The sequence below is a fragment of the Roseateles sp. GW835-FHT13E02 genome (assembly GCF_058794035.1).
The window spans coordinates 24,916-38,035 of sequence record NZ_JBXAGJ010000022.1; the positions used below are offsets into that span (position 1 = coordinate 24,916).

Consider the following 13,120-nt stretch of genomic DNA (forward strand, 5'->3'; position numbering starts at 1 on the left):
GGACAGGCGATAATCCTGGCCCATGAGCACGCCCGCATCCCACACCTCTTCCTCGCCCGACACCCTCAGCTACGAACAAGCCGGTGTCAATTACGACCTGATCGACCCGCTGAAGATCAGCGCACAGCGTGCCGCGGCCGCCACCGGCGCCCACCTGGCCGCCCATGGTTTCACCGAGGTGCTGGCCTCGCGCGGCGAGTCGGCCTATGTCGTGGATGTGGGCCCCTTCTACATCGCCTCCATCGTCGAATGCTTGGGCACCAAGACCCTGGTGGCCGACGAGATGCGCCAGCTGACCGGCAAGAACTACTACGACGGCATCGCCCAGGACACCATCGCCATGGCGGTGAACGACCTGATCACCGTCGGCGCCACGCCCCTGGTGGTGCAGGCCTACTGGGCCGCGGGCGGCTCGGACTGGTTCGGCGACAAGGGCCGGGCACAAAGCCTGGTGGAAGGCTGGAAGCGCGCCTGCGACACCTGCCAAGTGGCCTGGGGCGGCGGCGAGACACCCGCCCTGGCCGGCATCGTCGAAAGCGGCCGCATCGACCTGGCCGCCTCCTGCACCGGCTTGATCAACCCCAAGGAACGCCTCTCGGTGGGCGACAAGCTGGGCGCCGGTGACGCCATCGTGCTGCTGGCCTCCAGCGGCATCCATGCCAACGGCCTGAGCCTGGCACGCAAGCTGGTCGAGCGCCTGCCGCAAGGCTATCTGACCGAAATCGCACCGGGCCTGAGCTATGGCGAGGCCCTGCTCGCCCCCACCGTGCTGTATTCGCCGGTGACCGAGGCGCTCTACAAGGCCGGCATCCAGCCGCACTACTGCGCCAACATCACCGGCCATGGCTGGCGCAAGCTGCTGCGCCACCCGGGCCAGTTCACCTACCGCATCCACACCGTGCCCCCAGTCACGCCGGTGCTGAAGTTCATGCAAGAGCATGCCAAGCAGGACGACCGCGAGGCCTACTCCACGCTGAATATGGGCGCCGGCTTCGCCATCTTCGTGCCCGCGGCCGACGCCGCCCGCACGGTGGAAGTGGCCAAGGCCTGCGGCATCGAGGCCTGGGTCGCCGGCAGCCTGGAAGCAGGCGAGAAGCAACTGCTGATCGAGCCTCTGAACATCCGCTTCAGCGACGACGACCTGCAACTGCGCTGATCGCAGCGCAGCGGCCATCGACACAAGGCGGCCCCGGCCGCCTTTGCTTTTGGCTTCCTTGAGGTTCTTCCGGCCATGCACATCCTGCTGATCGAAGACGATCTCTCCCTGGGCTCGGCGCTGCTGGAGGCCTTGAAGCTGGAGGGCTTCAGCGTGCAATGGCTGCGCCGCGCCGGCGATGCACCGCATCGGCTCGGCGATGCTGGCTGCGCCGCGGTGCTGCTGGATCTGGGCCTGCCCGATGGCAGCGGGCTTGAACTGCTCAAGCGCTGGCGCGGCCAAAACGACGCCACCGCCATTTTGCTGATCACCGCCCAGGGCGAGCTCGATCAGCGCCTGGCCGGCCTGGACGCCGGCGCCGACGACTATCTGGTCAAGCCCTTTGCCATTCCTGAATTGCTGGCGCGCCTGCGCTCGGTGCGGCGGCGCCAGGCCGCGCAAAGCAGCGGCGAGGAGTGGACGTTTGGCGCACTGTGCGTGCTGCCACGCCAGGCCATGGCTCGTCTGAACGGCGACCCTCTGGACCTGACACCGCGCGAGTTCCAGCTGCTGCTGGCCCTGGCCGAAGCCGGCGGTCAGGTGGTGAACAAGCACAAGCTGGCCCAGGCCATGGAACCGCTGGGCGAGGCCCTGGACATGACGGCCCTGCAGGTGCATCTGAGCAATCTGCGCCGCAAGATCGGCGCGCAGCGCATCGGTACCTTGCGGGGCGTCGGCTACTGGCTGGAGTCACTGTCGTGAGGCCCCCGACCCGGTGGGTGCAGCTGCGAAGCCGCAGCCTGGGGCGGCGCACGGTAGGCGCCCTGCTGCTGGCCTTTGTCGTCATCACCCTGGCCCTGCTGGCGCTCAACTACTGGAGCGTGAAGCACAGCCTCGCGCAGCAATCGCAGGCCCACCAATTGGGCCGCCTGCTGGCGCGCAGCATCGAATCACTTGAGCAAGAGGACAGCGCCCGGGCCGTGCTGCAGGGTTTTGTTGCCGAGTACAACCAGCTGCGCCAGGAGATGGCCTGGGAAAACGGCGCCATGAGCGTGGAGTTGCGGACGGCCGAGGGGCGGCTGCTCTACCGCAGCGGCCCGCCACTCGACGCCTGGCTGCAAGCTGAAGCATGGCCTTCGGGCCCTGCCCTGCGGCCCTGGAATGGCCGCATGCAGTCCACCTTTGGCGCCCAGGATGCCCGCTGGCAGCTGCGCATCGCCGACCCCCTGCCCGGCGATCGGATCCTGCTCGGCTGGCTGCTGGGTGAGCTGGGGCCCTCCCTGGCCCTGGCCTTGCCGGTGCTGCTGCTGACGCTGTGGTTGGCCGTGCGCACCGGCCTACGCCCGCTGCGCGAGTTCACCGCCCGCATCGCAGGCCTGGATCTGAGGCAAGACCTGGCCCCGCTGCAGCTGGACCTGCGCTATGCCGAGCTGCAACCCCTGGCCCAGGCATTCGACCGCTTGCTGAGCCAGCTGAGCGCGCAACGCGCCCATGAGCGTGCTTTTGTTCACGATGCCGCCCACGAGCTGCGCACCCCCTTGGCCGCTCTGGGCGCCCAGACGCATGTGCTGCTACACAGCCTCGACGAAGCCGGCCGTCAGCGCGCCGCCCAGGCCCTGCAGCAAGGCGTGGAGCGCACGGCGCACCTGTCCCAGCAGTTGCTCGATCTGGCGCGGCTGGACCCTGCAGCTTCCGCAGCAGCGCACGAGCGCTTCGACCTGGTCGAGCTCTGCGCCTGGGTGCTGCAGCAGGCCCATCCGGCCGCCCGGCAGCGCGCCGTCAGCCTGGCCTTGGAAGCCCCGGAACACTGGCCCTGGCAAGGCTCTCGTCATGCCCTGCAATCCCTGCTGCAAAACCTGGTGGACAACGGCCTGCGCTACGGCGCACGGGAGCTGCGACTTGAGCTGCAGGCCCGGGCGGCAGGCCGCTTGCTGCTGGCCGTGCGTGATGACGGCCCGGGCATCGCACCCGAAGCGCAGGCGCGCATGTTCGAGCGCTTCTGGCGCGGCGATCAAGCGCAGGAGCACATGCAGGAGCCGGGCAGCGGCCTCGGCCTGGCCATCGCCGCACAGGCGGCACTTCAGCTGGGGGCGGAGCTGCGCGTCGGCCCGGGCCTGCATGGGCGGGGCATCGGCTTCGAGCTGGTACTGCCTGATGCACCCGCAAGCAGCGCGGCTCAGGCCCCGGCCGAGAGTGCCTGAGGAAGGCCCAAGAGCTTTAGCAGTTCTTTAGCGTGGGCTGCCAAGAATCGCCGACTTCAAGTTCTGGAGTCCTCGTTCGCCATGTCCACCCCCCATCTGCGCCGCCGCGCCTTCCTGCCGCTCCTGCCCGCCTGCCTCCTGCCCGCCGCCGTTCTGAGTGCCTGTGGCGGCAGCGCCGAACGCGAGGAGCTGCTGCGCCCCGAACTGCTGCAAGAGGAAGCCCGTCTGAGCGAGCTGGCGCAGGCCGCAGTCGCGACTGGCCTGGTGGGTGCGATGTTCGGCAGTCAATTTGAAGGCGCGCACAAGCTCTACCTCGGCTGCGCCGGTCTGAGCCAGCAAGGCCAAAACACAGCCCTGTCCCGCCACCATGCCATGCAGCTGGGATCTCTCGGCAAATCAATGACAGCAGCATTGGCGGCCGAGCTGGTGCGCCAGGGCAAGCTGCGCTGGGACAGCCGGCCCGCCGAGCTGCTCCCCGATCTCGCGCCCATCCTGCATCCGGGCTATGCCAACATCACCCTGCGCCAGATGCTGGACCACCGCAGCGGCATGCCGGCATTTCAGGAGCCGAGCGAGCTTGCCGAGCTGGCGGACTACCTGGCCATTCAGACGGAGCCCCTGCCCCAGACTGACCGTGAGCGCCGGCGGCTCTTGGCCCGCTGGGTGCTGGCACGCCCTCCCGCCACTGCGCCGGGAGGCGAGTTGCTGTACTCCAACGCCGGCTACACCCTGGCTGGGGCCATGCTGGAGGCGGCGAGCGGCCAGGATTTCAACACCCTGCTGCTCCACTGGGCCCGTGGCCTGGGTCTGGACTTCGCGCTGAGCCCGCCCACCCATGCCCCGCAAGGCCATGTCGGCCCGAAGCCGCAGGCACTGAAGCCCTACCAGGCGCTGGCGCCGGAATGGTCGGTCTGGGTCGACGGCGCGCTGCAACCCTCGGGCAATGTCTGGCTGAGCGCGGCGGGCTACGGCCGTTGGCTGGCCGAGCATCAGTGTGCCTTTCAGGGTCATAGCCATGGGCTGGCACCCGACTACATTCAAGCCCTGCGCCAGCTGCCCGCAGGCGAGTACAGCCTGGGCTGGGTGGCCATGGAAATCAAAGGCAAGCGAAGCCTGGTTCACACCGGCGCCTATGCCGGCTTCATGGGCATGGTGCTTCTCCAACTCGACGGCAAGCGAGCCTGCTTCGGCCTGAGCAACACCGAGGGCAACAACGAGGTCGGCGACAGCTGGGTGCTGGATGCGCTGAACCACGGCGTTTTGCAAGCTGCCGACCGTTGAGCGCCAAGGGAATCGAGCCCGGTTTCAAGGATTGACCCGGCGAAGGCTTGAAGGAGAACATGCCGCGCATCGTTTACAATGCACGCTGACGGGCCTCCTCGCATGGAAGCGCGGCCAACCGGGTCAGGTGGGGAACCAAGCAGCCCTAGCCGTTGTGACCAGTGCCGAGGCAGGGCTCGTCAACCCGAACACCAAAAAGCCCGCTGAGCGCACTGCTCAGCGGGCTTTTTTCTTGTGTGGAAGCCCAGCGGCTCGGGCGGCCTGCACCGCCCGAGCGTGAGTGTTTCAGCCCAGACGCAGGCGCTCGCGCGCAGCCTGGTACTCACGGCCCAGGCGCGCCACCAGCTCGGCCGCCGGCACCACGGCGCGGATGGCGCCGATGCCTTGGCCGCAGCCCCAGATGTCTTTCCAGGCCTTGCTGGAGCTGCCGCCGAAGTTCATCGCACTCGGATCGCTCTCGGGCAGGTGATCCGGGTCCATGCCGGCTTTGACGATGGAGCCGCGCAGGTAATTGCCGTGCACGCCGGTGAAGAGGTTGCTGTAGACGATGTCGTCGCTGTTGCTGTCGACAATCATCTGCTTGTAATCCTCGGCGGCGCGGGCCTCCTCGGTGGCGATGAAGGCCGAGCCGATATAGGCCAGATCCGCGCCCATGGCCTGGGCGGCCAGCACCGCGTCGCCACTGGCGATGGAGCCGGACAGGGCCACCGGGCCCTGGAACCACTCCCGGATTTCCTGGATCAGCGCGAAGGGGCTCTTGACCCCCGCATGGCCGCCAGCACCGGCCGCGACGGCGATCAGGCCGTCGGCGCCCTTCTCGATCGCTTTCTTGGCGAACTTGTTGTTGATGACGTCGTGCAGCACGATGCCGCCCCAGGCGTGCACGGCCTGGTTGACATCCTCGCGCGCGCCCAGCGAGGTGATGATGATGGGCACCTTGTATTTGGCGCACACCGCCATATCGTGCTCGAGCCGTTCATTGCTCTTGTGCACGATCTGGTTGATGGCGAAAGGCGCCGCCGGCTTGTCCGGGTTGGCGCGGTTGTAGGCCGCCAGTTCGGTGGTGATTTCGTTCAGCCATTCATCGAGCAGCTCGGCCGGCCGGGCATTGAGCGCCGGCATGGAGCCAACGATGCCGGCCTTGCACTGCGCGATCACCAGCTTGGGGTTGCTGATGATGAACAGGGGCGAGCCGATGATGGGCAGCGGCAGCTGCTTCAGGATCTCAGGGAGTGCCATCGTGCCGCGCCCGATCAGAAGGCATCCAGCGCCAGGGCGGTGACGCTGTCGGCGCCCTCGACGATGGCATCGCGCGTGCCACCGGCACGGCTCAGGATGTGCTCGGCATAGAAGCGCGCGGTGGCGATCTTGGCCGACATGAAGGCGGCGTCTTCACCGGCGGCCAGCTTGTCCTCGGCCACCAGCAGCGAGCGCGCCAGCTGCCAGCCGGCGACCAGATTGCCAGCCAGCATCAGATAGGGCACGGAGCCGGCGTAGCTCGCGTTCGGGTTGCTGCGGGCGTTGGCAGCGATGAAGTTCACCACATCCACAAAGGCCAGACGGGCCGCGGTCAGGCGCTTTTGCACCGCGCGGGCGGCGGCGCTGTCGCGTGTCAGCAGCTGCGCTTCGGTGGCCTCGACCATGGCCGCAATGGAGCGGGCAAAGGCGCCACCGTCGCGTGCGGTCTTGCGGCCGACCAGGTCATTGGCCTGGATGGCGGTCGTGCCTTCGTAAATCGTCAGGATCTTGGCGTCGCGGTAATGCTGGGCGGCGCCGGTTTCCTCGATGAAGCCCATGCCGCCATGCACCTGCACGCCCAGGTCGGTGACCTCCAGGCTCATCTCGGTGCTGTAGCCCTTGACCAGGGGCACGAGGAACTCGTAGAAGGCCTGGCTCTGCTTGCGGATTTCGGCATCGGCATGGTGGTGGGCCGCATCGTAGGCCGCGGCGGCCACGCTGGACATGGCGCGGCAACCCTCGGTCAGGGCGCGCATGGTCATCAGCATGCGGCGCACATCGGGGTGGTGCAGGATGGGGCCGGCGCTGGGCAGAGAGCCGTCCACCGGACGCGACTGGATGCGCTCGCGGGCGAAGCTGGCGGCTTTTTGGTAGGCGCGCTCGGCCACCGCGATGCCCTGCACGCCGACGCCGAAGCGGGCGGCGTTCATCATGATGAACATGTACTCGAGGCCGCGGTTCTCTTCGCCGACCAGGGTGCCGATGGCGCCGCCATGGTCGCCGAACTGCAGCACGCAGGTTGGGCTGGCCTTGATGCCCATCTTGTGCTCGATGGACACGCAGTGAGCGTCGTTGCGGGCGCCCAGGGAGCCATCGGCATTGACCAGGAACTTGGGCACGATGAAGAGGCTGATGCCCTTCACGCCTTCCGGCGCACCGACCACACGGGCCAGCACCAGATGGACGATGTTCTCGGCCATGTCGTGCTCACCGTAGGTGATGAAGATCTTGGTGCCGAAGATCTTGTACGTGCCGTCGCCTTGAGGCTCGGCGCGGGTGCGCACCTGGGCCAGGTCCGAGCCGGCTTGCGGCTCGGTCAGGTTCATGGTGCCGGTCCAGCTGCCGTCGATCAGCTTGGGGATGAAGGTGTTCTTTTGCTCCTCGGAGCCGGCCGTCAGCAGGGCTTCGATGGCGCCATCGGTCAGCAGCGGGCAGAGCGCAAAGCTCAGATTGGCGCTGTTGATCATCTCGCCGCAGGCGGCGCCGATGGTCTTGGGCAGGCCCTGGCCGCCGAAGTCAGCGGGGTGTTGCAGACCTTGCCAGCCACCTTCGGCGAACTGCTTGAAGGCCTGCTTGAAGCCGGTGGTGGTGAAGACTTCGCCGTCCTTCCAGTAGGACGGCGCCTTGTCGCCCTCCCAGTTCAGCGGTGCGACCACGTCCTCGTTGAACTTGGCGCACTCTTCCAGCACGGCCTGGGCGGTGTCGATGCCGAAATCGGCGAATGCAGGGATTTGCTCGGTCAGGGCTTGCAGGCCGGCGAGCTCCTGCATATTGAACAGCATGTCCTTGACGGGGGCGCGGTAAGTCATGGCTTTGTCTCCAGCGATCTCAGATTCAGATACAACAAGGGCGCCGCGACCGTGAGTCGGGCGCCCTGGGGCTCACTCGATAGTGGGGGCTGCGCGCGGGCTCAGAGGCTGCCCACCAGCTCCGGCACGGCGGTGAACAGATCGGCTTCCAGGCCGTAGTCGGCCACCGAGAAGATCGGCGCTTCGGCGTCCTTGTTGATCGCGACGATCACCTTGGAATCCTTCATGCCGGCCAGATGCTGGATCGCGCCGCTGATGCCGCAGGCGATGTAGAGCTGGGGCGCGACGATCTTGCCGGTCTGGCCGACCTGCCAGTCGTTCGGGGCATAACCGGCATCCACGGCGGCACGCGAGGCGCCCAGGGCAGCGCCCAGCTTATCGGCCAGAGGCGTCAGCACTTCCATGAACTTGTCGTTGGAACCCAGGGCACGGCCACCGGAAACGATGATCTTGGCGGCGGTCAGCTCGGGGCGGTCGCTCTTGGTCACTTCACGGCCGGCGAAGCTGCTCTTGCCGCTGTCGGCGGCGGCGGCCACGGTTTCCACGGCGGCGCTGCCGCCTTGGGCGGCGGCGGCGTCAAAACCGGTGGTACGCACGGTCAGCACCTTGGTGGCATCGCTGCTTTGCACGGTGGCAATCGCGTTGCCGGCGTAGATCGGGCGCTCGAAGGTGTCGGCGCTGATGACCTTGGTGACGTCGCTCAGCTGTGCCACGTCCAGCAAGGCGGCCACGCGCGGCGCGACGTTCTTGCCCGAGGCGGTGGCCGGGAACAGGATGTGGCTGTAGCCGCCGGCAATCGCCAGCACCTGGGCGGCCAGGTTTTCGGCCAGGCCGTTTTCCAGCGCGGCGGAATCGGCATGCAGCACCTTGCTCACACCAGCGATCTGGGCCGCAGCAGCGGCCGCGGCGCCGGCATTGAAACCAGCCACCAGCACATGGACATCGCCGCCCACGGCCGCCGCAGCGGTCACGGTGTTCAGCGTCGCGCCCTTGATGGAGGCGTTGTCGTGTTCAGCAATCACGAGAGCAGTCATTGTGTTTTCTCCGAATTCTTCTGATCTGGGTTCAGCCAATGACCTTGGCTTCGTTCTTCAGCTTGTCGACCAGGGCGGCCACATCGGCCACCTTGATGCCGGCGCTGCGCTTGGGCGGCTCTTCGACCTTGAGGGTCTTGATGCGCGGGCTCACGTCCACACCCAGATCGGCCGGCTTGACGGTGTCCAGCTGCTTCTTCTTGGCCTTCATGATGTTGGGCAGGGTGACGTAGCGCGGCTCGTTCAGGCGCAGGTCGGTGGTGATGACGGCCGGCAGGCTCAGCTTCACGGTTTCCAGGCCACCATCGACTTCCCGGGTGACGGACACGGCGCCATCGGCCACTTCCACCTTGCTGGCGAAGGTGCCTTGCGGCAGGCCGGTCAGGGCCGCCAGCATCTGGCCGGTCTGGTTGCAATCGTCGTCAATCGCCTGCTTGCCGAGGATGACCAGCTGGGGTTGTTCCTTGTCGACCAGGGCCTTGAGGATCTTGGCCACGGCCAGGGGCTGCAGTTCGGCATCGGTCTCGACCAGGATGGCGCGGTCGGCGCCAATGGCCATGGCGGTGCGCAGGGTTTCCTGGCACTGGGTGACACCGCAGGACACCGCGATCACCTCGGTGACCACACCTTTTTCCTTCAGGCGCACGGCTTCTTCGATGGCGATCTCGTCGAAGGGGTTCATCGACATCTTGACGTTGGCGGTGTCCACACCGCTGCCGTCGCTCTTGACGCGCACCTTGACGTTGTAGTCGACCACGCGTTTGACTGGGACCAAGACCTTCATCGATTACTCCAAGGCTAATTGACGTTAACGTTAATCAGATTCTAAGGGGCCACCCGAAGGCGGTTGGGGCATCTTTGCCAACATCGGAGATGCAGCCAAAAAAGCACGATCGTTCTATTCTAAGCATGAAGCCAGAGTCGCGTCAGGCTGCCGCTAGACTGCAGCCCCCAATGAGCATGAGCAGCAGCCCTCCCCTCGCCGCGGCACGGTCGCCCTCGGCCACCATCGGCGTCTTCGATTCCGGCGTCGGCGGCCTGACCGTGCTGCGCGCCCTGCAGCAAGCGCTGCCCCAGGCGGCCCTTCACTACGTGGCCGACGCCGCCCACGCGCCCTACGGCCCGCGCAGCCCCGACTTCATCCGCGAACGCAGCCTGCGCCTGGCCGACTACCTGGTGAGCCAGGGCGCGGGCATGCTGGTCGTTGCCTGCAACACCGCCACGGCCCACGCCATCGCCACACTGCGCCAACGCTGGCCCGCGCTGCCCATCGTCGGCACCGAGCCGGGCATCAAACCGGCGGTCGCGGCCAGCCTGGCGCGCACCAAGGGCCAGCGAGGCTCACGCATCGGCGTGCTTGCCACCGTGGCCACCATCGCCAGCGCGCGCTACCAGGACTTGATCAGCCGGCATGCGGAGGGCATCGAGGTGTTCAGCCAGCCCTGCCCCGGCCTGGTCGACCTGATCGAGCGGGGACAGTTGGACACGCCCGAGCTTCACGCCCTGCTGGACCGGCTCTGCCAACCTCTGCGCGAGGCCGGCGTGGACACGGTGCTGATGGGCTGCACCCACTACCCACTGGTGCAGCCAGCCCTGCAGCGCGCCCTGGGCCCTCAGGTACAGCTGCTAAATATCGAAACCGCCGTGGCCCAGCGCGCGGCAGCCTTGTGGGGCAGGCAGGACGTGGAATCCGAAGCCCGCCCCGCCCTGCGGCTGGAAACCACCGGCGAGGCCGCCCGGCTGCAGGACTTTGTGCGCCAAGTCCTGGCCTGGCCGGACGCTCAGGCCGCCCGCGTGCAGGCCTGAGGGCCTCTTGCAGCATGCCGGAGAGGAACAGGCCCGAGGCCTACTTCACCTCGCGCGCCAGCTTCAGCATCTGCGAGCTGAGCATCAGGCCGCGCCGCTTGGCCTCGCTGTGGTTGATGCGAAAGGCCATGCCATTGGGCTCCAGCACCAGGGCGATGATGGCGCCGGCCCGGAAGGCCTCGGCGCTGGCGCCGACCACCAGCAAGGGACTGTCGGCCAGGGCGTCCAGCCAGAGCTGCAGCTCCTGGCGACCGGCAAAGCCCAGCACCAGCACATGGCAAGGCCCGGCCTCGGCCGGTGAGCCCAGCACCAGGACCCGCCCGGCAGCCTGACCCATGGGCTTTTGCGCCACCACACGCAAGGCGTCTTGCAGCTCGCGGTCGCCCGCCACGCAGTAGTTGAACTCGCGACCCGGCGGCGGTGGCGGCCACTGCGTGAACTGGGCAAAGCGGTAGATAAAGGCGGCCTTGAGCTGCGCCTCCTCCTGGCCCGGATGCGCCCAGGCCGCACCCGCAGCCCAGAGCAAAGGCAAGAGCCGAAGCCAAGCCAGCCAAGAACTCCGCGCGCGCTTCATGAGCCCACCCGGTGCTTGAACTGCAGGCGAAGCACACGCCCTTCCTGGCGCAGCGGCGGCAAGCCCACATCGGGCTGGTCGGCATAGCTCACACCCGTGAGGTTGCGCAGGCCCAACGACCATTCGCTGTCCGCGCTCTGGCGCCACAGCAGGTGCAGGTGATGCAAGACCTGGCCGGGCAAGCTGCCGGCAGGAACCTGGCGGCGGCTCATGGCCTGGGTCTGCCAGCCCAGTTGCAAGTCATCACGCCAGAGCGGCTGGCTGTAAGCCAGCTTGAACAGGCGGCGCGGCGAATTGTCGAGCTCGGCGCCACTGCCCAGCTCGCGGCTGCGCTGCAGCGACAAGCCCAACTGCAGGCGCGCGCCTCCGTCCCAGCGCTTTTCCAGGCCCAGCTCCAGGCCGCGGCTGCGCACGACATCGCTGTTGACAAAACTCAGCCCCGTATCCGGCTTGAGCACCTGGCTGATCAAGCCGCTCATGCGTGCACGGTAGAGCGAGGCTCGGTACTGCAGCTGTGGGGTCAGGCGATGCTCCAGCGCCAGCTCCAGGCTGCGCGTGCGCTCGGCCTCCAGCACTGGCAAGCCCGGCGCCTGGTTGCTGCGGAACTCGTAGAAGTTCGGCGCCCGGTAGGCACTGCCCTGCATGAGCTTGAGGTTGGCCTCCGGGCTCAGCTGCCACACCCAGGCCAGGCGGGGGTTGAGGCGGCTGCCATCGGCGCGGCGGTCATGGTCCCACCGCAGGCCCAGCACCAGACGGTGCTGGGCGTGAAGCTGCCACTCGTCTTGCACAAACACGCCCAGGCGCTCGGACGCGGAGGTGAAATCCAGATCCGGCGGCAGGCCTCTCGCACCCAGAGCGATGCGCTGCAACCGGTCACGCTGCCACTCCAAGCCGCCCAGAACATAGTGCCCGCGCCAGGCAGAGCTGCCCAGGCGCAGGGCAAATTCATCCCACTGCCCCTCGGACAAGGTCTCCAGCTCCAGAGGCGGCCGCCCCGGCTGCTCCAGCGGGTCACGGCGACGCGATTGCAAGACCTTGCTGGAGGCCTCGACCGTCAAATCCCAATTGGCCCCCAGCGCGCCTTCGTAACCCAAAGCTGCGAACTGGTTGAAGTAGATCGAGCGGCCTTGACCGATGCCCGAGCCGGGCCGCGTCGGGTCCAGCGGCGAAGCATTGCCGCGCACGCGCTCGCTGTGGCCGGCACGAAAGCTCCAGCCCGCCATGCTGGCGCGGGCAAGCAGGCGGGTGCCATGGTCCCAGTTGTGATCACGCAGACGATCGACCCTTTCGGCAGGCGCCGGGCTGTTCAAAGGAATGCGGTCCTGCTGAAAGCCCGAGATCGATATCCAGCCCTCGGCGCCGCTGTCCAGACGCTGACCGGCACTGGCCTGCCAGCTGCCACCACGCAGTGAATCGAGCGCCAGGCGGGCGCGCAGGCCGGCTAGCTTGTCGGCCCGCTTAGTCTGCACCTGGATCACACCAAAAAATGCGTTATTGCCATACAAGGCCGAGCCCGGACCGGGCGTGAACTCAACCCGGTCGATCAAATCCACATCGACGTAAAACTCGGGCCCGATCAGGGCGGCGTCGAAGATGTTCTCGTTCACGCGCACGCCGTCGATCATCAAAAGCAGACGGGCGTTGAAATCACCGGGCCGGCCCAGGCCGCGCGCAGCCACGTAAACGAAATTGCCATTGCTGGTGGTGAACAGGCCCGGCAGGCAGTTGAGGATGTCGGCCATGCTGCGCAGGCCATAGGCGCGGATCTCGGCGTCGGTGAGCACATAGGTCTGCGCCGGGGCCTGCTCGGCGCTTTGCGCGAAACGCGAGGCCGTGGACACCTGCACCGCTTGCGGCACGGCCTTGAGGCCCTGGCGCAGCAAGTCCTCCAAACCCAGATCCAGGCCGGCATTGGCTTCGGCCACGGCCAGGCCAGGTTCGCCGGCCCATGCAGGCGGCATCGCCCCGCCTGAACACAATGCCGCGATCAGCAAACCCCAACCCCAGACTAGAGGCCTGGCACGGCGCGGCCGAACATGTAC

11 protein-coding genes and 1 other RNA gene are annotated in these 13,120 nt (G+C 67.3%); 6 read left to right on the top strand and 6 right to left on the bottom strand.

Going from position 1 to position 13,120, the window contains the following annotated elements:
• Positions 1 to 22: 22 nt before the first annotated feature.
• The 5 genes from AC1Q6P_RS19350 (at position 23) to ffs (ending at position 4,801) form a co-directional block, all read left to right on the top strand.
• The gene (locus AC1Q6P_RS19350) at positions 23 to 1,156 is read left to right on the top strand and encodes an AIR synthase related protein (protein WP_171827837.1); all 1,134 of its coding nucleotides are present in this window, start codon (positions 23 to 25) and stop codon (positions 1,154 to 1,156) included.
• A 75-nt stretch (positions 1,157 to 1,231) separates the two neighbouring features.
• Complete coding sequence (locus AC1Q6P_RS19355; RefSeq protein WP_492663083.1) at positions 1,232 to 1,897, top strand: response regulator transcription factor; 666 nt, start codon at positions 1,232 to 1,234, stop codon at positions 1,895 to 1,897.
• Entirely contained in the window at positions 1,894 to 3,336 is a 1,443-nt protein-coding gene (locus AC1Q6P_RS19360; RefSeq protein ID WP_492663082.1) for a sensor histidine kinase, read from the top strand. Before AC1Q6P_RS19355 ends, AC1Q6P_RS19360 begins: the two co-directional genes overlap by 4 nt.
• Before the next feature lie 81 nt (positions 3,337 to 3,417).
• On the top strand, positions 3,418 to 4,617 hold the full coding sequence (locus AC1Q6P_RS19365; protein WP_492663081.1) for a serine hydrolase domain-containing protein: 1,200 nt from the start codon (positions 3,418 to 3,420) through the stop codon (positions 4,615 to 4,617).
• 87 nt (positions 4,618 to 4,704) lie between these two features.
• An RNA gene (ffs, locus tag AC1Q6P_RS19370) (signal recognition particle sRNA small type) lies at positions 4,705 to 4,801 on the top strand.
• Positions 4,802 to 4,902: 101 nt separating this feature from the next.
• Here the strand turns inward: ffs and AC1Q6P_RS19375 are convergent.
• The 4 genes from AC1Q6P_RS19375 to AC1Q6P_RS19390 all read right to left on the bottom strand — a co-directional run bounded on the left by AC1Q6P_RS19375 (position 4,903) and on the right by AC1Q6P_RS19390 (position 9,482).
• Positions 4,903 to 5,856 carry an NAD(P)H-dependent flavin oxidoreductase gene (locus AC1Q6P_RS19375; protein WP_492663080.1) on the bottom strand — a complete coding sequence of 318 codons (954 nt, stop codon included), beginning with the start codon at positions 5,854 to 5,856 and terminating at the stop codon, positions 4,903 to 4,905.
• 14 nt (positions 5,857 to 5,870) lie between these two features.
• Positions 5,871 to 7,664 (bottom strand): acyl-CoA dehydrogenase, encoded by a 1,794-nt coding sequence (locus AC1Q6P_RS19380; protein ID WP_492663079.1) that lies wholly within the window; start codon positions 7,662 to 7,664, stop codon positions 5,871 to 5,873.
• A 101-nt stretch (positions 7,665 to 7,765) separates the two neighbouring features.
• On the bottom strand, positions 7,766 to 8,698 hold the full coding sequence (locus AC1Q6P_RS19385) for an electron transfer flavoprotein subunit alpha/FixB family protein (protein ID WP_271008792.1): 933 nt from the start codon (positions 8,696 to 8,698) through the stop codon (positions 7,766 to 7,768).
• A 31-nt stretch (positions 8,699 to 8,729) separates the two neighbouring features.
• Positions 8,730 to 9,482: an electron transfer flavoprotein subunit beta/FixA family protein gene (locus AC1Q6P_RS19390; RefSeq protein WP_102767278.1), complete on the bottom strand. Its 753-nt coding sequence runs from the start codon at positions 9,480 to 9,482 to the stop codon at positions 8,730 to 8,732.
• A gap of 176 nt (positions 9,483 to 9,658) precedes the next feature.
• Between AC1Q6P_RS19390 and murI the strand changes: the two genes are divergently transcribed.
• On the top strand, positions 9,659 to 10,504 hold the full coding sequence (gene murI, locus AC1Q6P_RS19395; RefSeq protein WP_492663078.1) for a glutamate racemase: 846 nt from the start codon (positions 9,659 to 9,661) through the stop codon (positions 10,502 to 10,504).
• Between the two features lie 40 nt (positions 10,505 to 10,544).
• Here the strand turns inward: murI and AC1Q6P_RS19400 are convergent, their stop codons facing one another.
• On the bottom strand, positions 10,545 to 11,036 hold the full coding sequence (locus AC1Q6P_RS19400) for a YfiR family protein (RefSeq protein ID WP_223696783.1): 492 nt from the start codon (positions 11,034 to 11,036) through the stop codon (positions 10,545 to 10,547).
• A gap of 38 nt (positions 11,037 to 11,074) precedes the next feature.
• Positions 11,075 to 13,039, bottom strand: a complete 1,965-nt coding sequence (locus tag AC1Q6P_RS19405; RefSeq protein ID WP_492663077.1) for a TonB-dependent receptor plug domain-containing protein — start codon at positions 13,037 to 13,039, stop codon at positions 11,075 to 11,077.
• Between the last annotated feature and the right edge of the window lie 81 nt (positions 13,040 to 13,120).

Bases quoted from the DNA above. Each gene is read 5' to 3' on its own strand.
- AC1Q6P_RS19350 (WP_171827837.1), top strand. From the start codon at position 23: ATGAGCACGCCCGCATCCCACACCTCTTCCTCGCCCGACACCCTCAGC.
- AC1Q6P_RS19355 (WP_492663083.1), top strand. From the start codon at position 1,232: ATGCACATCCTGCTGATCGAAGACGATCTCTCCCTGGGCTCGGCGCTG.
- AC1Q6P_RS19365 (WP_492663081.1), top strand. From the start codon at position 3,418: ATGTCCACCCCCCATCTGCGCCGCCGCGCCTTCCTGCCGCTCCTGCCC.
- AC1Q6P_RS19375 (WP_492663080.1), bottom strand. From the start codon at position 5,856: ATGGCACTCCCTGAGATCCTGAAGCAGCTGCCGCTGCCCATCATCGGC.
- AC1Q6P_RS19380 (WP_492663079.1), bottom strand. From the start codon at position 7,664: ATGACTTACCGCGCCCCCGTCAAGGACATGCTGTTCAATATGCAGGAG.
- AC1Q6P_RS19385 (WP_271008792.1), bottom strand. From the start codon at position 8,698: ATGACTGCTCTCGTGATTGCTGAACACGACAACGCCTCCATCAAGGGC.
- AC1Q6P_RS19390 (WP_102767278.1), bottom strand. From the start codon at position 9,482: ATGAAGGTCTTGGTCCCAGTCAAACGCGTGGTCGACTACAACGTCAAG.
- murI (WP_492663078.1), top strand. From the start codon at position 9,659: ATGAGCAGCAGCCCTCCCCTCGCCGCGGCACGGTCGCCCTCGGCCACC.
- AC1Q6P_RS19405 (WP_492663077.1), bottom strand. From the start codon at position 13,039: ATGCCGCCTGCATGGGCCGGCGAACCTGGCCTGGCCGTGGCCGAAGCC.